Origin of the sequence: Thermococcus peptonophilus (genome assembly GCF_001592435.1) — an archaeon.
In the GTDB taxonomy this organism is placed as follows: domain Archaea; phylum Methanobacteriota_B; class Thermococci; order Thermococcales; family Thermococcaceae; genus Thermococcus; species Thermococcus peptonophilus.
In genome coordinates, this window is record NZ_CP014750.1 from 1711840 (window position 1) to 1731240 (window position 19401).

Below are 19401 nucleotides of genomic sequence, written 5' to 3' on the forward strand. Positions count from 1 at the left end.
GCATGATAATTCGCGGCGACGAGCCTGAGCAGATCAGGCTCATCAAGAAGCTCTATAAACCCGGCAACTACTTCATGCAGGGCAACGAGGCCGTTGCCTATGGAGCTATCTTCGCCGGCTGCCGTTTCTACGCCGGCTATCCGATAACACCCTCAAGCGAAATAGCCGAGACGATGGCGAGGGAGCTCCCGAAGCTTGGTGGCTACTACCTCCAGATGGAGGACGAGATAGGGAGCATAGCGGCTATGGTCGGCGCCTCCTGGACCGGCCTCAAGGTCATGACGGCAACCGCAGGCCCGGGCTTCTCGCTCATGCAGGAGAACCTCGGTTATGCGGTTATGACCGAGACGCCACTCGTTCTTGTTGACGTCCAGAGGAGCGGACCGAGTACTGGACAGGCCACTAAAGGTGCCCAGGGGGACTTCTTCCAGGCCCGCTGGGGAACCCACGGCGACCACCCGATTGTGGCGGTTTCACCAACGAGCGGGCAGGACGCTTTCTGGGAGACAATCAGGGCGTTCAACATAGCCGAGAGGCTCAGGACTCCGGTTGTCATGCTCTTCGACGGTGTTCTCGCTCACACAAGGGAGTTAGTCAAGATACCTGATGTGGAAGAAGTCGAGATAGCCTACCGCAAGCTTCCGCAGAACGAGGGGGAGGCTAAGCTCCCCTTCGGCGACCCACACGGCGACGGTATTCCGCCCATGCCACTCTTCGGTCACGGCTACTTCACCCACGTCACGGGTTCAACGCACAAGGAGAATGGCCTTCGCGATGTATACACCCCTGAAGTTCACGACAGGCTCGTGAGAAGACTTCACAGGAAAATCGAGCAGAACAGGCACGTCTATGAAAAGTACGAGGAACACTTCACGGACGACGCTGAGATTCTCGTAGTCAGCTGGGGTGTAACGGCAAGACCAGCTCTTGGGGCAGTTCTAAAGGCGAGGGAAGAGGGCATCAAAGCCGGGCTATTCGTACCTAAGACAGTCCACCCGTTCCCGGGGGAGCGGATGAGGGCTCTCGGAAAGAAAGTCCGGGCCGTACTCGTCCCGGAGATGAACCTCGGCCAGATGATACTGGAGGTTCAGCGCTTTGTGAACGACGACGTTCTCCTCAAGGGCGTGAACAAGATCGGCGGCGTTCCGCTCACAGTTAAGGAAATTCTCCGCGAGATTAGGGGTGTTGCCTGATGGCAAAGGAAATCTACTCACGCTATCCGATGGTCAAATACCTTAGAAAGGAAGCCCTCCCCACCGCTCTCTGCCCCGGCTGTGGGGGTGGAACAGTCCTCAACGCCTTCGCAAATGCTATTGACCAGCTCAGGATAGACCCGAAAGACCTTGTCGTTGTCAGCGGTATCGGCTGTTCCGCATGGATAGCATCTCCTTACTTCCTCGCTGATACTCTTCACACGACTCACGGTAGGGCAATAGCCTTCGCAACCGGCGTTAAGGTTGGACTTCCGGACAAGAAGGTCGTCGTAATAAGCGGAGACGGTGACCTGGCCAGCATAGGAGGGAACCACCTTATCCACGCCGCGAGGAGGAACATCGACATAACGGTTATCTTAGTTAACAATATGATATATGGAATGACCGGCGGCCAGGTTGCCCCGACGACGCCCTTCGGTGCGAAGACAACCACAACCCCCTACCGCAACATAGAGCACCCCCTTCAGATTTCAGAGACGGTTGCTGCAGCTGGAGCGTCCTATGTGGCGAGGTGGACAACGGCTCACGTTTATCAGCTCATAGAGAGCATAAAGAAGGCTCTTCAGGTCAGGGGATTCTCGCTCGTGGAAGTGGTTTCCCAGTGTCCCGTCCAGTTTGGAAGGAGAAACCGGATGAAGGAACCCGCTGAGATGCTCCGCTGGTTCCTCAAGAATTCAGTTCCCATAAGCAAGGCGAAGAAGATGTCGCCGGAAGAACTTGAGGGCAAGTTCGTCATCGGGGAGTTCGTGAACAGAGAGAGGCCGGAGTTCGTTAGCGAGATTAACAAGCTGATAGAGGAAGTCCAGGAGCACTTTGGGCTTAAGGGGGAGTGAGGTATGCAGATTAGACTCGCTGGTATAGGCGGTCAGGGTGTCGTCCTGGCCGGTGTCATCCTCGGAGAGGCCGCCGCAATCGAGGGCCTGAACGTCCTCCAGACCCAGGACTACAGTTCGGCCAGCAGGGGAGGCCACTCGATAGCGGACGTGATAATCTCAAGGGAGCCAATCTATGATGTTATGGTAACCGAGGCAGACGTTCTTGTTGCTCTGGCACAGCTCGGCTACGACACCGTCAAGGACTCCCTCAAGGAGAACGGCCTTCTCATCATCGACACCGACCTCGTTAAGCCCGATAGGGACCACGTGGGCGCTCCCTTCACGAGGCTCGCGGAGGAAACGACCGGGTTGGCTTTGACCGTCAACATGGTGGCCTTAGGTTATCTCGTGGCGAAGACGGGCGTTGTGAAAAAGGAGAACGTTGAGGAGGCCATAAGGAGGCGCGTCCCGAAGGGAACTGAAGAGATAAACCTTCGCGCCTTCAGGGCCGGCTATGAGGAGGGATTGAAATGAGGTATCCGTTTCCCGTTGGAAAAGCGGATTTTATTCAGGGTGATGAGGCCATAGCGAGGGCGGCTATCTTAGCTGGATGCCGCTTCTACGCTGGCTACCCGATAACACCAGCCAGCGAAATATTCGAGGCGATGGCTCTTTACATGCCGCTCGTTGACGGCGTGAGCATACAGATGGAAGACGAGATAGCGAGCATAGCGGCCATCATCGGAGCTTCCTGGGCAGGAGCGAAGGCCATGACCGCTACTTCCGGTCCAGGCTTCTCCCTTATGCAGGAGAACCTTGGCTACGCTGTGATGACCGAAACTCCCATTGTAGTCGTCAACATGATGCGCGGAGGCCCATCAACCGGCCAGCCGACTTTCCCTGCTCAGGGAGACATAATGCAGGCCATCTGGGGAACTCACGGCGACCACATGCTCATCGTGCTTTCCCCGTCAACCGTTCAGGAGGCCTTCGACTTCACGATAAGGGCCTTCAACTTAGCTGAAAAGTACAGGACTCCCGTGGTTCTGCTCGGCGATGCTGAGTTAGCCCACATGAGAGAGCGCGTCTACATCCCGAACCCGGACGAGATAGAGATCGTGAACAGAAAACTCCCGCAGAACGAGGAGGAGGCCAAGTTTCCCTTCGGAGACCCTCACGGCGATGGAGTCCCACCGATGCCAATCTTTGGAAAGGGCTATAGAACGTACGTGACCGGCCTGACCCACGACGAACATGGCCGCCCGAGAACGGTTGAACCTGAAGTCCAGCAGAGGCTGATCGGCAGGATTTACAAGAAGATACTGGACAACAAGGACGACATAATCAGTTATGAAAAGTTTGAGCTCGACGATGCGGAGGTTGCGATAGTCTCGACCGGCATAGTCTCCCGCTCCGCCATAAGAGCCGTCAAACTCCTCCGCGAGAAGGGCGTTAAGGCCGGATTGCTCAAGCTCAACACGATATGGCCTTTCGACTTCGACATGATAGAGGAGCTGGCCGAGCAGGTTAAGAAAATCTTCGTCCCGGAGATGAACATGGGACAGCTCTACCATCTCGTCAAGGAAGGAACTAACGGAAAGGCCGAGGTTGAGCTGATAAGCAAGATAGGCGGCGAGGTTCACACTCCGATGGAGATAGTCGAGAGGGTGGTGGGATGATGTACCTGAAATCCGCTTACGAAATACGCGAGAAATATCTGAGAAAGGACATGCTCCCGACGATATTCTGTCCGGGCTGTGGTATAGGCTCAGTCCTCCAGTTCACGCTCAGGGCAATAGACGACCTCGGCCTGAACCAGGACGAGATAGTGTGGGTGAGCGGTATCGGCTGTTCATCCCGTGTACCTGGGTTTGTTAACTTCGACGGCCTTCACACGACACACGGAAGGGCTCTGGCGTTCGCGACGGGAATAAAACTGACAAACCCGAACCTAAAGATAATAGCCTTCATGGGAGACGGAGATGCGGCAGCCATTGGAGGAAACCACCTCATTCACGCCATAAGGAGGAACCTCGACGTTACCGTTATCCTCATCAACAACTTTACATATGGAATGACCGGCGGCCAGGTTGCTCCAACAGCACTCAAGGGCCTCAAGGGGACGACCGCTCCATACGGTCAGTTCGAGAACCCGTTTGACATAGCCCAGCTCGCGGTGTCCGCCGGGGCCAACTACGTGGCCAGGTGGACTGTCTTCAACTACCTCCAGGGCATAAACAGCATAAAGAAGGCGCTCCAGAAGGAGGGCTTCACGCTCGTGGAGTTCCTCTCGCCCTGTCCGATAAGCTTCGGAAGGAGGAACCGTATGAAGACCGCTCCAGAGCTCATCCGCTGGTACCAGAAGATAACCGTTCCCCTCGCGAAGGCGAAGAAGATGTCCCCGGAGGAGTTAGAGGGCAAGATAGTCATAGGCGAGTTCGTCGACAGGGACAGGCCCGGCCTCGTTAGGGAGTACCGCGAGTACATAAAGAGGGCCAAGAAGATGATGGGGTGGGAAGAATGAGGAAGGAAGTTCTCTTCAGCGGTTTCGGCGGTCAGGGTGTCATCCTCGCGAGCGTCATCCTCGGAAGGGCCGCGGCCGTCTACGAGGGTCTCTACGCCGTCCAGACCCAGGCCTACGGGCCGGAGTCGAGGGGCGGTGCGAGCAAGGCCGAGGTTGTTATCAGCGACGAGCCGATAGACTACCCAAAAACTCTCAGCCCGGACTACGCGGTCTTCTTCTCCCAGGAAGCCTACACCAAGTACCTCCACACCGTCAAAAAAGGTGCAAAGATCATCGTCGAGAAAGACCTCGTTCCGCATAGGGACTTTGAGTTCGAGAAAACGCTCGATGTTTTGGCGCTCCCGCTCACCGAGATAGCTGAGGAGACTACCGGCCTAAGCCTGACGATGAACATCCTCACCCTTGGCGTCCTGACGGCGTGGACGGAGATCGTGGGTAGGGGAGCGATAGAAAAGGCCGTCCTCGATGCAGTTCCAAAGGGAACAGAGCAGATCAACCTTAAAGCCCTTCACAAAGGGTTTGAACTTGGGGAGAGGGCTAAGAGAGGGGAGCTTTGATCTCCCAAACCCTTTTATTATTCGTGCTCTTTTGTAACATGGGGAGAGTTTATGATAATCAATGAGACCAAGGGAAGAGTCTGGCATGGCAGTGTGTATCTTGCGGATACCTTCTTCAGGCGGTTTAGGGGGCTCATGCTGGTTAGGAATGTGAACTACGCCCTTGTTTTCGTCCTCCCAGCGGAAACTAGGATAAACGCCTCAATCCACATGTTCTTTATGATGAGCGATATCGATGTCATCTGGCTTGACTCATCAAGGCGTATTGTGGACTTCAAAACGGCAAGAAAATGGCGGATTTACGCCCCAAAGAAAGCCGCTAAGTATGTAATCGAAGGCCCAGTCGGATTGATAAAGGCCCTAAGTGTTGAAGAGGGGGACCTAATAAACTGGATGCCTACCGAAGAAAGGGAGAAAGCAGTTCCAGTCAAATCGCTAATTCCCGGAAAAATAAACTTAAACGGCTCCAAAAACAGCATAGCAATGGTTGAAAGTGTTAAAGAAGCAAAAGCCAAAGAGATTTAGAACTCAAACTCGACTCCGTTCTCGTCGCCCTCCCAGAGGACTATGCGCTTGAGCTTCACATCTTCGGGTAACTTCTTTTGGACTTTCTCTGCTATCCACAGGGTTATGTTTTCTGTTGTCGGGTTTTCAAAGAGGACGTTGAGGTTTCGGTGGTCGAGCTCCTTGATTATGCTCTCCACAATCGCACGGAGCTCCAGAAAGTCCATGATGTAGCCGCTCTTTATTGGACCTTCCACGACAACCTCGAGCCTGAAGGTGTGGCCGTGTATCTCCTCTGCCTGACCATTAATAATGACGGCATGAGCTGCCTCGAACTTGAAGCGCTCGACGACGCGGGATTTCATTATAGCCACCGAAAGTCAAATTAGTGCTGGCGTCTAAAACATTTTGGGTGAGCCCTATGGGCTGTGGGATGGCCGTTGATGCAAACCGCGTCATAGCTGGTGGTGTTCTGGTCTTCGTCGAGCCAGAGACCTTCAGGAAGTTCCTCGAACTGAAGGAGAGGCCCCTTGTAATAGTTGGAGAGACAGGCGGCTTCAGGAAGGTCGAACTGACCATGACGACCTACGATGGGACGCTGATAATAACCCGGGGCGAAGTTGAGCTTCCCGAGACTGCAATAGTCGTAAACGCTAAGGAGCTTTCCCTTGGAAAATAACTCCATTGGGCAACGACGAGCACAAAATATTAAGAAAAAGCTGGTTAGAGCGGAATATTAGTGCTTTCTTTTTAGGCTTATCACAGCTTCAACGTGCGGTGTGTGGGGGAACATGTCTATCAGTACTGCGTCCTCTATGGTGTATGCCTTCTTCAGGTGGTTCTCATAGTCAAGCTTGAAGGCCTTTGGGCTGCAGGAGACATAGACGATTTTCTCTACTTCACTCTTCGTTAGGGTTTCCGCTACCTCCTTTAGTCCCTTTCTCGGAGGATCAACTATTACCGTGTCGTACTTCTCTATCGGGGTCTCCTCTGCCCTTCCAACTTTGAACTTGGCATTAACCTTGTTAATCTCCACGTTCTTATTGGCCATTTCGACGGCGAACGGATTGATTTCAATACCTTCAACCCGGAATCCTCTCTTTGCCAGCCACACTCCAAACGTCCCAACCCCAGCGTACAGGTCTAAAATCCTCTCCCCAGAGATAAAATTCTCAACTGCCTTAAGGAGGAGCGGAAGGGCGTAGCTGTTGGTCTGGAAGAAGCTGTTGGGGTGAATAAGGTACGTTGCTTCTCCAATTCTCTCGCGGATGTAAGGCGATCCGCTGATTAGCTGAGGCTCCCCCCTTGGGTCGTCTCTCTTATCAGTCTTAACGCTCCAGTATAAAGAATCTGCAAATGAGAAGTAACCCAGGAATGCCTCCGTCGTGTCGGGGGAAGGGAGGGAGTGGGATATCAGGTTTACCATTGTTTCTCTACTGAACTTCCCTTCCCTCACCTGGAGATAGTGAACGTCTCCAGTTTTTCTCTTTGAATCCCAGGGCTTCAACTTGGTCTCGGCAAGAAAGCTTTTCAGGGCATGTAGATAATCTCGCGTTTTTTCAGAGAAAACAGGGCACTCAAAGAGATCCTCCACGTCGAAGGGACTCCCGTACTTTTTGAGCCCAAGGCCAGCAGTTGAAACGATGAAGTTGCTAACGTTTCTGAAGCCCAAGACTTTTGGAGAACCCTTTATGTCGGCGCTTATCCCGGTGATTCTCTCAAAAAGCTCGGCTTTGAGCCGCAACTGCTCTTTGTACTTCAATCCCTGCCAGGGGCATCCCCCGCAGAATCCGAAGTGTCTGCATCTCGGGCGCTGGCGGAGGGGGGAAGGATCGAGAAGTTCAAAATCCGTAACAATATTCCTTCCAAAGCGGCGTTTTACTCCTCTGACCTTTACAAAATCGTAAGGATATGCAAATGGGACGTAGAGAGGCTTCCCTTTCCATTTGAGAACTCCCAGACCATCTTCGCTTAGGCTTTCGATTTCCCCTTGGATTTTCATGTTCCACCGTACTCGATAGGCTTTAAGAGCTTTCCTAAATCCCGACATTACTCGGACGAGCCGAACAGTTCAAGACACACCCTGCACCTTTTTGGATCGAGCTCGGGGTCAATCTTTGAATGGAATGAACATACGTAGCCCTTCCCTAGCATGTAAACAGCTATTTCCATCAGCCTTTTCTGGATGGCGTACTCGCTTGGCCTTTCATTAAGAATCCAATCGGCGGTCCCCTTAATGAGAGAATCAACGTCCGGAAAAGATGAAACATCAATTAGAGCTCCCCTGTTCATCCTCAGGTAGCGGGAAACCGCCGACTGTGTGATGTGGAGTAAGCTAGCTATTTCGGTCTGCTTCAGGCCTTTCTCCCTGAGTATCCCCACGAGCCTTCTCCTCAGGGAGGGATAGACGTAGCGCGAGGCCACTTCGAGAGGGCTTATCTTCATGGGTGATCATCTGGGACTGAATTATTTAAGGTTTTCAGCTCTTCTCCAGGGCCTTAAGCTCCTCCATCATCATCCTAAAGCGTTCGTCGCTCATTCCGATGAGCCTCTTCGCCCCCTTCAGGGTTATCGTCCTCGCGAGGGTCTTTCTCATAACTGGGTTCTCAAGGGGGGAGAAGCCGTACTTGACGAGTATCTTCAGCGATTCCGGATAGGCCTTCAGGAGCTTTGCAACGTTGGTGTCTTCCGTTATCTCCACGAGCTTGTCGTCGCACTCTTCCTTGACCTCCATCTTAAGTTCCTTCGAGTCTTCCGTTTTGGTCACCTTAAGCACGAAGAAGCCCGAAACCTCTTTAACCTCGATTTCATAGCCCGCTTCCTCGAGCTTTGGGAGCAGGTCAACGAAGGGCTTGTCCCCTATCACTTCCAAGGTCTCCCCAGTTTTGAGCTTTCCGAGGGCTTCCATGATCATAACCGCCGGCTGTGGCGCCTTCAATCCTCTAACGTCAAGCATCATCTTTACCACCAATTCCAGATATGACACTTGACATATAAACGTTTCTGGGCAGACTTGACCAGCAATGCTTATAAACATTTGATATGACACCCGTCATGAAGGTGATATTATGAAAACCGTTGAGATAACAAGTGGTGTCCACTGGGTGGGGGTCAAAGATTGGGACAGGAAAATTTTCGATGCCCTCATTCCCCTGCCCCATGGGACTTCCTATAACGCATACCTGGTCATGGGGAGTGAGAAAACTGCCCTCATAGACACGGTGAACCCTGGTTTTGAGGGTGAGCTTGAGGACAAGATAAACGAGATTATGGACGTGGCGGATATTGATTATATAGTCATGAACCACGCCGAACCCGACCATTCGGGCGCGATTCCGTACCTGCTGGAGAGGAATGAAAAGGCCGTTCTGGTTGCGACGAAGAAGGGCGCGGACATAGCGAGAGCATATTATGATGTGCCGGAAGACAGGGTCATGGTTGTGAAGGACGGTGATGAGGTCTCCCTCGGCGGGAGGACGTTGAGGTTCATAGAAGCTCCCTGGCTCCACTGGCCGGAGACCATGTTCACCTACCTCGTGGAGGATAGAATACTGTTCACGTGCGACTTTTTCGGAACCCACCTCGCAAGGGGCTTCTACGACGATGGTGTGCCAGACATCCTGACGCATGCCCAGAGGTACTTCGGCGAGATAATGATGCCTTTCTCCGCCATGGCGAGAAAAGCACTTCAGAAGATTGGGGAACTTGAGATAGAGATGATCGCCCCGAGCCACGGGCCCGTATACAGGAACCCGAGAAGGATAATCGAGGCGTATAAGGGGTGGAGCAACGGCAAAACGCGGGAGAAAGTGCTCATAGCATACGTGAGCATGTACGGCACCAACGAGGGAATGATTAAGGAACTCGCGACCCGCTTAACCGCCGAGGGGATAGAGGTCGTTGTTTACAACCTTGTGAACTTGGACATAGGGGAGATAGCCAAAGACCTTGTGGATTCGAGAGCAATAGTGCTCGCCGCGCCCACCGTACTTGGAGGGGCCCATCCGCTGGCAGTCTATGCTGCATACCTCGTAAAAGCCCTCAGACCACCGGCAGAGTATGCCGTTTTAATAGGCTCCCACGGGTGGCACGGGAGGAGCAATGATGCTCTCCTAGAAGTGCTGGGGGGAGTGAACCTCGAACTTCTGGGCACTCTTGACGTCCACGCGAGGCCCAGGAGGGGTGATTATAACGAACTCCTCAGGCTAACGAACCTGCTGATAAAAAAGGTTAGGGGGGATGAGAATGACTGAGCTTTTAAACAACCGCGAGTACAAGAAGGAACAGCTCAAGAGGCTCCTCCTCAGGATACACGAGGGGGAGAGCGTTGAGAAGCTTAAGGATGAGTTCAGACAGGTTTTAAGTGGCATATCCCCGCTTGAGATACCCCTTATCGAGCAGGAACTCGTGAAGGAGGGAATATCTGCGAAGGACATAGCCAAGATGTGCGACCTCCACGTTGAACTCTTCAGGGAAGCGGTTAAGGGAACCGACGAGCTTGAGGAGAGAGATTTACCCGACGGCCACCCGCTCAAGACCCTCTACCTTGAGAACAAGGAGATAATGAAGGACGCCGAGATGCTCAACCTCTACGCGAGAACGCTCGCCACAACGAAGGACGAGCGCATGAGGAAAGAGATTCTGGGAGTGCTTGAGGAGATAGTGAGCAACCTTCGGAAGGTCGGATTCACCCACTACAACCGCGAGGAGATGCTGACCTTCCCCTACATCGAGCGGAGAGGTTTAACCGCGATAGCCACCGTCCTCTGGACGAAGCACGACGAGATCAGGTTCATGATCAAGTATCTGGCTGAACTTCTCAGAAAGAGGGAAGAAATGCCCTGGGACGAGTTCGTTGAGCGCTTTAAGAACAAGGCAGGTGAAGCGGCCTTCGCCCTCAGCGACATGGTCTTCAGGGAGAACAACATCTACTACCCAACTCTAAAGGCACTCCTCAGCGAGGGCGAGTGGAAAGCCATAAGAATGCAGGAAGATGAGTACGGCTACTACAAGGTGAACCCACCTGAATGGGATCCTGGAGAGGACGTTAAGCCTCTCCATCCATGGGAGATAAACCCCGAGCTGAGCGTTGAGCAGCTTCTCGGTTTGCCGAAGGAAGTCCAGGAAGCCCTAAAAGGCCAGCCCCTTGAGTTTGACAAGAGCGAGCTTAAGAGGGAGGGGGACATAGACCTCGGGACAGGCTACCTCAACATCGAAGAGCTTAGGGCCATCTTCGAGGCCCTACCAGTTGACGTTACTTTCATAGATAAAGATGATCGCGTTCGCTTCTTCTCCCCAGGTGAGAGGATATTCGGCCGCTCTCTCAGCGTCCTCGGAAGGCCGGTTCAGCTCTGCCATCCGCCGAAGAGCGTCCACATCGTCAACAAAATCCTCAGGGCCTTCAAGGAGGGCAGGAAAAAGGAAGCAACCTTCTGGATAAGGCTCGGGCCAAAATACGTTTACATCAGGTACGTTCCCCTCTTCAACGAGAAGGGCGAATACATAGGGACGCTTGAGATGACCATGGACATAGCACCTTACAAAGAGATAAAAGGAGAAAAGCGCCTACTTGACTGGAGGGATTGAAAGTGAGGGGCGACGAGAAGATCTTCAGAAGAAGGGTCGAGCGCTTTCAGGAACTTATGAGGGAGAACGACATCGATGGGGCCGTCATAAGGACGCTCTCCACCTTCATATACTTCACCGGAACCAAGTGGCTACGTCCGAGCCTTCTCATCCCCGCTGAAGGAGAGCCAACTGTGTTCGTCATCAAAGGGGAAGCTGAAGAGTTCAGAAGGAGGAGCTGGATAGAGGACGTGCGCGAGTTCCAGCGCGTTGAAGACTTAATGGCAGGTGTTGTGACTTGGGTGAACGGCAACGGCTTTTCAAGGGTTGGACACGAGTTCAGCGTCGAGAGGGACGCTTACCTTCTCTTTCTCAAGCTCTTCCAGAGGCTCAACCCGATGGTTGAGGTGGTTGACATTCTCGAACTCACAATGAGCCTCAGGATGATAAAGGACCCCTGGGAGATAGAGAACATCAGGAAAGCGGGAAAGATAGCGCAGAAGGGCATGAAGGTTGCCGAAGAGGTCATAAGACCGGGAGTGAGCGAGACAGAGATTGCCGCCGAGGTTTACCGCGAGCTGATGATCAACGGGAGCGAAGAACCCAAGGTCTACGTTTCCACAACCCCTAGGGCGCACGCCGAGCCTTTTAGGGACTTAAAGGTGAAGGAGAACGGGGTTGTCACGGTGGTCATCGGAACCGACTGGAACCACTACTACGCCAACACCGCGAGAACCTTCGTAGTTGGAGAACCCGGAGAGAGGGTCAGGAGGGCAATAGAAGTTAAGGAAAAGGCCCTTCAGATAGCCCTCGAGGAGACCCGCGTTGGGGCAACGTTAAATTCAGTTGAAAAGAAACTCTCGGACTTTTTCAAGGAGAACGGCTTTGGGGACGCCTACCTTGCCGGCTACACCCACGGCGTCGGCCTTCTCATCGAGGAACTCCCGATGCCTACAATAGTGGTTCCGACGAGGGCAACCAAGGTTGCCGAGAACATGGTGCTCAGCATAATTCACACACCGCTGATGATCCCGGAGGGAGCAATAAAGCACGAGGACACCTACCTCGTGAGGAAGGACGGCCTCGAGAGGCTCACGTGAGCTTTTTTAATTCCTTTTTTCAAAAATCCCTCAAGGGATCGTCATGAGGGTAATCCTAACCGGCGGAACTGGCTTCATCGGCGGCTTTCTGAGGGCTGAACTCATCCAAAGGGGACATGAGGTAGTGATCCCAACAAGGAAGGACATAGCCATCCCTGGTGTAAAAACCGTTCGAGTCAGGGGAGAACCCGAGGAATACGGGAGGCTCGTTGAAGAACTCCATCCTGATGCAGTGACAAACCTCATCGGCGTCCTCAGAGGGGATTACCATAAGGCTCACGTGGCCATCCCGAGGGAGATAGCCAGGGCTTGCAACTCATGCAGGTTAATCCAGATGAGCGCCCTCGGTGCCGATGAGGACTCAGAAATCCCCTATTTTCGAACCAAAGCCCTCGGAGAGAAGGAAGTGAGAAAGGTTAAGAGCTACGCGATAGCTAGACCTTCCCTCGTTCTTGGGCCGAACCAGAGGCTCTTCCACGATGCCCTTAAGTGGAGGATCTTCCCAAATCTAAAAACCCCGTCCAGCCGATAGACGTGAGGGATCTAGCGAAGATCATCGGGAAATCCTTGAGGGAGATGAGAACCTCGAAGTGAACCTCTGCGGTGAAAAGGTGATAGCGCTGGGTGAACTCGTGGGTAGGGTCTTATCGTCAGCTGGAAAGCGAGTGCTCCTCGTTCCGGTTCCAGAGGGCCTTCTCCGCCTCGCCGGAAAGTTCAGACCTACTGTTTCGATGGGCCTTAAGCCGAACACCTGCGAGAGTAACGACGCCCTTTCTTTCCTTAAGCCTATCCCGCTTGAGGAGTCAATACACTGGACGGCGGAGGGGTTGCGGTGAGGTACGACCTAGCGAGCTACATCTACGAACCGATAAACACGCTCCTTGAAGTCCCTACTGGAATACGAGATGCAAGAAAAGAGATAATTAAAAAAGCTCGGGGAAAAGTCATTGAGCTTGGTGTTGGGACGGGCTTAAACCTTCCGCTCTATCCAGAGGGCGTTGAGATTGTCGGAATTGACATCAGCGAAAAAATGCTTGAGAAGGCCAGGAAGAAGAGCTCGAAGGCGAAGGTTTCGCTGAGGAAGGCCGATGCGCGAGAGTTGCCTTTTTCTGATGGCTCCTTCGATACTGCAGTTTCTACGTTCTTCCTCTGCGTTGTCCCTGAGAAGGAGAAGGTTATCAAAGAAATTTACAGGGTTCTCAAACCCAGTGGGGTTTTTCCTTGTGATGGAGTGTTCACCCCCGGATAACCTTCTCTTCAGGGGGTTCCTAAAAGGTCTCAGCGCAATAACGAGCAGATTGACAGGAACGGACTTCCGGACGAACGTTAGTAGACTGTTAGAGGAGAACAGCTTTTCGGTCGTTGAGGAGCGGAAGCTCGTGAACGGGGCTGTAATAGTTTTAACGGCCCTTTCTGAGAAGGAGGAGAAAGGCTATCCTGGGGAATAACCAGCGGAGCTTTAACGTTGAGAACCCAGCGCTTTCGAATTCTTTCGCCAGCTCCTCCGGGTAAGGGAACTTCCCGATGGACTCCGCGAGGTACGAGTAGGCCTTTTTATTGCCCGTTATCAAACCCCCAACTAACGGGACTACCCTCTCTGTGTAGAACCACGCGAGCTTTCCGAGAATTGAGGGATTCCGCGAAAACTCCAGAACGGCCAGCACCCCGTCGGGTTTTAGCACCCTGTAAAGCTCTCCTATTGCTTTCCTTCTATCGAAAAAGTTCCTGACGCCGAAGGCAACTGTGATAAAATCAAAGCTCTCATCATCGAAGGGCATCTCCTCTGCGAAGCCGGGAACGAGCCTTGCGAAAGGGACTTTTTTCTTTGCAACTTCGAGCATGTTCTCACTGCAGTCAAGACCGTAGAACTCTGCACAGATGCCTTTCTCATCGAGCTTCTTCTTGAGACAGCGGAGCATGTCCCCGGTTCCGCAGGCGACGTCCAGAACGCTGATTCTGCCCCCTGCGGGAGAAAGAGCTTCCAAGGCCTCCTCACAGGTTCTTCTCCTCCAGCAGCAGTCGAGGTTGAGACTTATCAGTCTGTTGGCTAGGTCATAGCGCTCTGCTATGCTGTTAAACAGCTCCCTTACCAATCTCTTCCCTCCCGATGACTTTCTTAACAATGGCCGGCCTTCCTGATAGGACATAAACCCTGTCGGCGATCCTGAAAAGTTCATCGAGCTGATGAGACACTATCATGAATGCCTTTCCTTTATCCTTCAGCTCCGAGATGAGTGCTAAAAGGGCTTCGATTGAGTCAGAATCAAGACCGGTGAAAGGCTCGTTAAGAACAGTAACGTCTGCATCCATTAGAATCGCCCCCAGGATTGCCACCTTCCTCCTGTTGCCACCGCTCACCTCCTTCGGGTAGAGGCCGAGATACTCCAGGGGGCGGTCAGGGGGACTGTTCACCTTGATATTGAGACCTACTACAAGATCATCGACGGAAAGACTGGCAGGCTCTTTGGAGCTTCTTTTGCCCTTCCAGCTTACTACCTTGGAAAACCCTTCTGGGTGAAGCTTGACAGTGCCGGAACGCTAGTTGGAAGGGCCTTCCAGATAGTTGATGATGTTTTGGATTATTTCCCAGGAACTGGAAAGGACCGCTTCAAGGACCTCCTGAATGGAAAAACAACACTTCCGCTCATCCTTTACACGGAGAGGTACGGCTCTTCATTTGTTGAAAAAACTCTCAAAGATCCTACTGAGGATAACCTTCTCGAACTGTTTGGGAGAATGAAAAATGCGGGAGTCTTCAGGGAAGCAGTTACTATCGCCAAGGGCTTCATCGAGAAGGCCATTAAGACCATTTTATCCCTCCCCTTCGACTCAAAACCCGTTGTCGAGCTCGTTTCGGAGTACTTCGATGAGGTTTTCTTAAAGTTTGAAAACCCCTCGTCTTAGCCTATCATCTTTCACCCATTGTGCACAATCGCCCAAGATGGTTCCGCATATAGACGAAAAAGCTTAAAAAGGTTCGTTAGACAAACCTAATGGATTTTTGGCTCACGCGGGGGGAAGGCAATGATAGGTCTTCTGGCATCACTGGCTTACCTCATTCCGCTCACTGGTGGATTGATCCTTTTTAAGTTAGATGAAAGGAAAGCAGATGCCGTCATGCTCGCATCGTTTATTTCGGCTTTAGTTGCCCAGCTCGGTGTTGCCTACCTCTTCCTGACGGAGCATCATGAGGTGATCCACATCCCCTACATCACCACAGAAAGGCTCGGCGAGGCCTACGGCATAATAATAGACCCCATGAGCGTTTTAATCGGCACAGTGGTTTCTTTAGCTGGATTCATATTCATGTTCTACGGCGTTGAATACATGAGCGAGAGAAACGTCGGTCATCCCGGTGGGAAGGGGAGGGGTCTCTTCTACGCCTGGATGACGCTCTTCGAGGGTGCAACGCTTGGATTCATCTACTCCTCCACCTTCCTCGGCCTGCTCATTTTCTTCGAGCTTATGGGGCTCGCCTGTTGGGGAGTTGTGAGCTACTACAACACTCCTGAGGCAAGGCGGGCTGGCTTCAAGGCCTTCATAATTCCAAACGTTGGGGCGATGATCGGGTTCTACACGGCCATCGGAATAGGCATAACCCAGCTTCACGACCTCAGTCTGTTCTCGCTTGCTCACGTTGCCCCCTCAATAAAGCCCTGGCTGTTCATTGCTCTACTCTTCGCGGGATACACAAAGAGCGCCCAGTTCCCGACCTACTCGTGGATCCCGGACGCTATGGAGGCTCCAACTCCTGCTTCGGCCTTTCTTCACGGCGCGGCGATGGTTGAGATGGGGGTTTACCTCGTCGCTAGGGTTCTCCAGTTCATCGGCGATCTTCCAATCTGGATTTTCTACTTCATGGCAATTATGGTCTCCCTAACCCTCCTCATCCCGATACTCAACTATCCCGTACAGAAGGACGCAAAGAGGCTTTTGGCATATTCAACAGTGGCTGAAGCTGGCGTAATGTTCGTTGGGCTGACCTTCGCCGCTTTAGGTCTTGACGTAGGATTAAAGGCGGCGATGTTCCAGCTCACAACCCACGCGTTCATAAAGGGCCTCGCCTTCCTCACCGCTGGAACGTTCACATACTCACTCGGAACTCTCGACCTCAGGAGAATAAGCGGGCTTAAGGATATACTTCCTGTTAACGGCTTTTCCTGGGCCCTCGCCCTCCTTGGCCTCGCCGGCCTTCCGCCAATGGGGATAGCCTTTAGCAAGGCCGAGCTTCTAACAGATCTTGTTGCGCTCAAAATTACCGGTCTGGCCTGGCTCCCCATAATCATGGTCCTCACAGACTCGGTGGTATTTCTCTGGGTCGGGATGAAGTGGATAGGAAGGAACGTCTTCGGAAAGCCGAGCGTGAAAAAGGCTCCAACTCACTGGATAATCAACGCCTCTCTGATAGCACTCATAATCCTGACCCTGATTTCAGCGATACTCGCCTACCCGCTCGTTGAGGAGATAACCTTCTATGGGGTGGGAGCATGATAGCGCTCACCGATGCCTCAATAATCTCGCTGGCGCTGGCATTCTTCGCTCTCGGTGCGGTTGCACCCTTATTTAAGCGAAACTTCAGGGTGAGCCTGCCCCCGGCCATGATTGGCTCTCTCTTGACTCTTCTCGCCGGTGCCTACGGGATCTCCCGCGAGATTGAGGGGGAGATACTGTTTGGTCTCCTTAAGACTGAGGTCAAAATAGAGTCCCTGAACGGCTTTTTCATGGCGTTTCTGGGTTTAGTGGGCCTTTTCGTGTCCCTCTACTTCCTTCACTACGACATGAAGCCGAGGCATTTGACCTTTGCCGTAGCCTACAACGGCACTCTGGCTTCCGCGTTTCTCTTCCTCGCCGCAGACAACCTTGAAAAGCTCACGCTCTCCTACGAGCTTATAGCTGTGTTCACCCTTGCACTATTCCTATCCACTGTTCCTAAAAAAGGAAGAATAACGGCGAGAAACTACATTGTCCTGACTCAGGTCTTCGGCATAATTCCCCTCCTGATAGCGACCAGCCTTGCCTATTCTGCTGTTGGCAGCGTCCACGGGCTTACCTTCGAAGCCCTTCGGAAGAACCTTGGGGGGCTTCCCGTCGGAGTCTGGTTGCTCTATGTCCTCTACCTCTTCCCTGCCCTCGTTCGTTCAGGCGTCTTCCCATTCCACACATGGGTTCCGAGAGTTTATCAGAGGCTCCCCTCACCTCTCGTTCCGGTCTTCATAGCACTCGAAGGAACCGGCGTTTACCTCTCGCTGAGGATATTTTTCGAGACGCTTCCTCGCTCACAGGTGGTTGGGTATGTTATAGCTTTTCTGGGAACAGTTTCAGTATTTGCCACCCTCTACTCCTTCAAGGAGATCCGCCTGAAGACAAAGTTCGCCTACCACAGTGTGATGGACGTTGGTGTCTCTTACTTTGCCCTCGGTTCTGCCCTCGTTCTGAGTGGAGAGCTGGGAACTATCGCATTAGTCGGTGCCATCCTGCACACCCTCTATCAGGCATTATACAAGAGCGCCATCTTCTTCGGGCTTGGTGCGATAGATCACTACGGAGAGGAGCCAAACATCTGCTCCCTCAGGAAGCTCCTCAAGGGCCACGTCATAACCCTCCTGATCTCGCTTTCTGCCTTTTCAATGGCTGGGGTTCCGCCACTGGCGGCATTCGTGAGCAAGTGGCTGATCTACGAGGCCTCCTTTGGAACTGCCAACGTCTATCTCTGGGCAATGGGCCTTACAATATCTTTCCTTGGCCTCTTCCCTCTCGCCTCAATACTCCAGGTCAGACGCATCAACAGGCTTCTCTGCAAAAGGGAAGTAGAGAGGGGTGAGATACCCCTTTATATAAGGTCTGTCACTGGTATCGTTGCCCTGCTGGGTTTTCTGGTGGCGGTGTTCCCGCTCATAGTATTTCCATGGATACAGCATATGGTCAGGGAGCTTACCGGCTTTGAGATTGAAAGCCTGTCAAAAACATTCTTTGCAAGCCCGGGTATGGCCATAGCAGTTGGCCTGCTCATATTTTCAACGTATGTCGGCTGGAGAGTTGGCAAGATACCCACCGACAGGGTCAGCGAGCTTCTCCTGATATTCTATAACATGGGGGACATACTCCGCTTCACAGCCGACTTCTTCCTGAGCGAGGGCAAGAAAGCTTACCTGAGGTACGTTCTTCCCGTTATCAAGGTCGTTCCAAAGCACGAACTTCCGCTGATTAGGGACTACGACGATGCGCTTGACTATCCTGTTAGACACCTCGATGAGGCAATGTTCATGCCTTTGATAAGGCTCTTTGAGAAACTCGCCCGGTGGGGTGAAGAAAGAAGCCCCGATATGAACGCGCTTATAAGCGGGTTTGCCGTGGCTTTAGCCCTGTTGATAATCCTTCTGGGGGTGGTATCTTGAACATCGTTGACGTTTTTCGAGAAGTGCTGTACTTTTCAGCGGTCATCTATACCCTCGCCTTCGTCCTCTACGGAATAAGGGCGATAAAGGGGCCGACCACCGCCGACATAATCCTCGCGGTTGACTGTCTCTCCTTCGACATGGCGGCGTTCATGGTGATATTGGGAATATACTTCAAGTCCATCATGCTCGCGAGCGGCGCGATAATTCTAGCACTATGGGCTTTCATGCTGGACATCTACTATACCAAGTACGTCCTCTACGGGGAGGTGGAGGTATGATAGACCAGATCATCTTCATCATCGGCTCAATCGCGATACTCCTTGGAGCTATCTACGACCTGATAGCGGCTATAGGACTTCTCCGCTTTGGAGACTTTTATATGAGAACACACGCAGCGACAGTCGGCACCATAGGCGGCGCCGCCCTGCCAGTCTTTGGAGCGGGATTGGTTGCCCTCGTCTACCATCCCCTCGGCGAGCAGAGATTCTTCATGGCAGGGATAGCCTTCACCGTCGGAATCCTTATCCTGATCATAGCCCCCACTGGTTCACACTCACTCGTCTCAGCGGTCTATTTTGGTAAGATAGGCAAGAAGCCGAAGCTCGTGGTGGACCACCTTGAGGAGGACCTGCCGGAGAGGAGCGACGTTGCCGAGCTGGTGAGGGAACACGAAGAAGTCCCCGGTGAGGAGGAAGAGCCGAAGTTCACCTTCAGGAGGGTCTGA

Annotated in this window: 26 protein-coding genes; 20 read left to right on the plus strand and 6 right to left on the minus strand. The window is 52.8% G+C overall.

What is annotated here, in order from left to right; genetic code table 11:
* Positions 1 to 2: 2 nt before the first annotated feature.
* Genes A0127_RS09275 through A0127_RS09305 form a run of 7 tightly spaced genes read left to right on the plus strand, consistent with a single transcriptional unit; the run spans position 3 to position 5635 of the window.
* A complete protein-coding gene (locus A0127_RS09275; RefSeq protein WP_062390571.1) occupies positions 3 to 1193 on the plus strand; it encodes a 2-oxoacid:acceptor oxidoreductase subunit alpha in 1191 nt (396 codons plus the stop codon).
* Positions 1193 to 2047: a 2-oxoacid:ferredoxin oxidoreductase subunit beta gene (locus A0127_RS09280; RefSeq protein WP_062390573.1), complete on the plus strand. Its 855-nt coding sequence runs from the start codon at positions 1193 to 1195 to the stop codon at positions 2045 to 2047. Before A0127_RS09275 ends, A0127_RS09280 begins: the two co-directional genes overlap by 1 nt.
* Before the next feature lie 3 nt (positions 2048 to 2050).
* The gene (locus A0127_RS09285) at positions 2051 to 2563 is read left to right on the plus strand and encodes a 2-oxoacid:ferredoxin oxidoreductase subunit gamma (RefSeq protein WP_062390575.1); all 513 of its coding nucleotides are present in this window, start codon (positions 2051 to 2053) and stop codon (positions 2561 to 2563) included.
* Complete coding sequence (locus A0127_RS09290) at positions 2560 to 3708, plus strand: 2-oxoacid:acceptor oxidoreductase subunit alpha (protein ID WP_062390577.1); 1149 nt, start codon at positions 2560 to 2562, stop codon at positions 3706 to 3708. Before A0127_RS09285 ends, A0127_RS09290 begins: the two co-directional genes overlap by 4 nt.
* Entirely contained in the window at positions 3708 to 4553 is an 846-nt protein-coding gene (locus tag A0127_RS09295) for a 2-oxoacid:ferredoxin oxidoreductase subunit beta (RefSeq protein WP_062390923.1), read from the plus strand. Before A0127_RS09290 ends, A0127_RS09295 begins: the two co-directional genes overlap by 1 nt.
* The gene (locus A0127_RS09300; RefSeq protein ID WP_062390579.1) at positions 4550 to 5110 is read left to right on the plus strand and encodes a 2-oxoacid:ferredoxin oxidoreductase subunit gamma; all 561 of its coding nucleotides are present in this window, start codon (positions 4550 to 4552) and stop codon (positions 5108 to 5110) included. Before A0127_RS09295 ends, A0127_RS09300 begins: the two co-directional genes overlap by 4 nt.
* 51 nt (positions 5111 to 5161) lie before the next feature.
* The gene (locus A0127_RS09305) at positions 5162 to 5635 is read left to right on the plus strand and encodes a DUF192 domain-containing protein (RefSeq protein ID WP_062390581.1); all 474 of its coding nucleotides are present in this window, start codon (positions 5162 to 5164) and stop codon (positions 5633 to 5635) included.
* Here A0127_RS09305 and A0127_RS09310 read toward each other — a convergent pair.
* Complete coding sequence (locus A0127_RS09310; protein WP_054841281.1) at positions 5632 to 5979, minus strand: 6-pyruvoyl trahydropterin synthase family protein; 348 nt, start codon at positions 5977 to 5979, stop codon at positions 5632 to 5634. The genes A0127_RS09305 and A0127_RS09310 overlap by 4 nt on opposite strands.
* A 56-nt stretch (positions 5980 to 6035) precedes the next feature.
* Here A0127_RS09310 and A0127_RS09315 point away from each other — a divergent pair, with 56 nt between their 5' ends.
* Positions 6036 to 6293, plus strand: coding sequence for a hypothetical protein (locus A0127_RS09315; protein WP_062390583.1), 258 nt, complete (start codon positions 6036 to 6038; stop codon positions 6291 to 6293).
* Between the two features lie 57 nt (positions 6294 to 6350).
* Here A0127_RS09315 and rlmD read toward each other — a convergent pair whose 3' ends face one another.
* From rlmD to A0127_RS09330, 3 genes are read right to left on the minus strand one after another with little or no spacing between them, the layout of a single operon-like run.
* Positions 6351 to 7616, minus strand: coding sequence for a 23S rRNA (uracil(1939)-C(5))-methyltransferase RlmD (gene rlmD / locus A0127_RS09320; protein ID WP_062390585.1), 1266 nt, complete (start codon positions 7614 to 7616; stop codon positions 6351 to 6353).
* 47 nt (positions 7617 to 7663) lie between these two features.
* Positions 7664 to 8059 carry a transcriptional regulator gene (locus A0127_RS09325; protein WP_062390587.1) on the minus strand — a complete coding sequence of 132 codons (396 nt, stop codon included), beginning with the start codon at positions 8057 to 8059 and terminating at the stop codon, positions 7664 to 7666.
* A 34-nt stretch (positions 8060 to 8093) separates the two neighbouring features.
* Positions 8094 to 8573: a DUF1858 domain-containing protein gene (locus A0127_RS09330; RefSeq protein WP_062390588.1), complete on the minus strand. Its 480-nt coding sequence runs from the start codon at positions 8571 to 8573 to the stop codon at positions 8094 to 8096.
* 109 nt (positions 8574 to 8682) lie between these two features.
* Here A0127_RS09330 and A0127_RS09335 point away from each other — a divergent pair, with 109 nt between their 5' ends.
* The 7 genes from A0127_RS09335 to A0127_RS10550 all read left to right on the plus strand — a co-directional run bounded on the left by A0127_RS09335 (position 8683) and on the right by A0127_RS10550 (position 13727).
* A complete protein-coding gene (locus A0127_RS09335; RefSeq protein WP_062390590.1) occupies positions 8683 to 9867 on the plus strand; it encodes an FprA family A-type flavoprotein in 1185 nt (394 codons plus the stop codon).
* Positions 9860 to 11200, plus strand: coding sequence for a DUF438 domain-containing protein (locus A0127_RS09340; protein ID WP_062390592.1), 1341 nt, complete (start codon positions 9860 to 9862; stop codon positions 11198 to 11200). The genes A0127_RS09335 and A0127_RS09340 overlap by 8 nt, the downstream gene beginning before the upstream one ends.
* A gap of 2 nt (positions 11201 to 11202) precedes the next feature.
* Positions 11203 to 12279 carry a M24 family metallopeptidase gene (locus tag A0127_RS09345; protein WP_062390594.1) on the plus strand — a complete coding sequence of 359 codons (1077 nt, stop codon included), beginning with the start codon at positions 11203 to 11205 and terminating at the stop codon, positions 12277 to 12279.
* Positions 12280 to 12322: 43 nt separating this feature from the next.
* On the plus strand, positions 12323 to 12811 hold the full coding sequence (locus A0127_RS09350) for an NAD-dependent epimerase/dehydratase family protein (protein WP_062390597.1): 489 nt from the start codon (positions 12323 to 12325) through the stop codon (positions 12809 to 12811).
* Between the two features lie 79 nt (positions 12812 to 12890).
* Positions 12891 to 13115 (plus strand): hypothetical protein, encoded by a 225-nt coding sequence (locus A0127_RS09355; protein ID WP_156471197.1) that lies wholly within the window; start codon positions 12891 to 12893, stop codon positions 13113 to 13115.
* Positions 13112 to 13528: a class I SAM-dependent methyltransferase gene (locus A0127_RS09360; protein WP_062390601.1), complete on the plus strand. Its 417-nt coding sequence runs from the start codon at positions 13112 to 13114 to the stop codon at positions 13526 to 13528. The genes A0127_RS09355 and A0127_RS09360 overlap by 4 nt, the downstream gene beginning before the upstream one ends.
* Positions 13506 to 13727 carry a hypothetical protein gene (locus tag A0127_RS10550; protein WP_156471198.1) on the plus strand — a complete coding sequence of 74 codons (222 nt, stop codon included), beginning with the start codon at positions 13506 to 13508 and terminating at the stop codon, positions 13725 to 13727. The genes A0127_RS09360 and A0127_RS10550 overlap by 23 nt, the downstream gene beginning before the upstream one ends.
* Here A0127_RS10550 and ubiE read toward each other — a convergent pair.
* Together ubiE and A0127_RS09370 are read right to left on the minus strand one after the other, a co-directional pair.
* Positions 13680 to 14372, minus strand: a complete 693-nt coding sequence (gene ubiE, locus A0127_RS09365; RefSeq protein WP_062390603.1) for a bifunctional demethylmenaquinone methyltransferase/2-methoxy-6-polyprenyl-1,4-benzoquinol methylase UbiE — start codon at positions 14370 to 14372, stop codon at positions 13680 to 13682. The genes A0127_RS10550 and ubiE overlap by 48 nt on opposite strands.
* Positions 14353 to 14691 (minus strand): P-loop NTPase family protein, encoded by a 339-nt coding sequence (locus A0127_RS09370; RefSeq protein ID WP_062390605.1) that lies wholly within the window; start codon positions 14689 to 14691, stop codon positions 14353 to 14355. The genes ubiE and A0127_RS09370 overlap by 20 nt, the downstream gene beginning before the upstream one ends.
* A gap of 6 nt (positions 14692 to 14697) precedes the next feature.
* Between A0127_RS09370 and A0127_RS09375 the strand changes: the two genes are divergently transcribed.
* From A0127_RS09375 to mnhG, 5 genes are all read left to right on the plus strand, one after another.
* On the plus strand, positions 14698 to 15183 hold the full coding sequence (locus A0127_RS09375) for a polyprenyl synthetase family protein (RefSeq protein ID WP_231855827.1): 486 nt from the start codon (positions 14698 to 14700) through the stop codon (positions 15181 to 15183).
* 120 nt (positions 15184 to 15303) lie between these two features.
* Positions 15304 to 16770, plus strand: a complete 1467-nt coding sequence (locus A0127_RS09380) for a hydrogenase 4 subunit D (RefSeq protein WP_062390608.1) — start codon at positions 15304 to 15306, stop codon at positions 16768 to 16770.
* A complete protein-coding gene (locus tag A0127_RS09385) occupies positions 16767 to 18674 on the plus strand; it encodes a complex I subunit 5 family protein (protein WP_062390610.1) in 1908 nt (635 codons plus the stop codon). Before A0127_RS09380 ends, A0127_RS09385 begins: the two co-directional genes overlap by 4 nt.
* On the plus strand, positions 18671 to 18955 hold the full coding sequence (locus A0127_RS09390) for a monovalent cation/H+ antiporter complex subunit F (RefSeq protein WP_062390612.1): 285 nt from the start codon (positions 18671 to 18673) through the stop codon (positions 18953 to 18955). The genes A0127_RS09385 and A0127_RS09390 overlap by 4 nt, the downstream gene beginning before the upstream one ends.
* Entirely contained in the window at positions 18952 to 19401 is a 450-nt protein-coding gene (gene mnhG / locus A0127_RS09395; RefSeq protein WP_062390613.1) for a monovalent cation/H(+) antiporter subunit G, read from the plus strand. Before A0127_RS09390 ends, mnhG begins: the two co-directional genes overlap by 4 nt.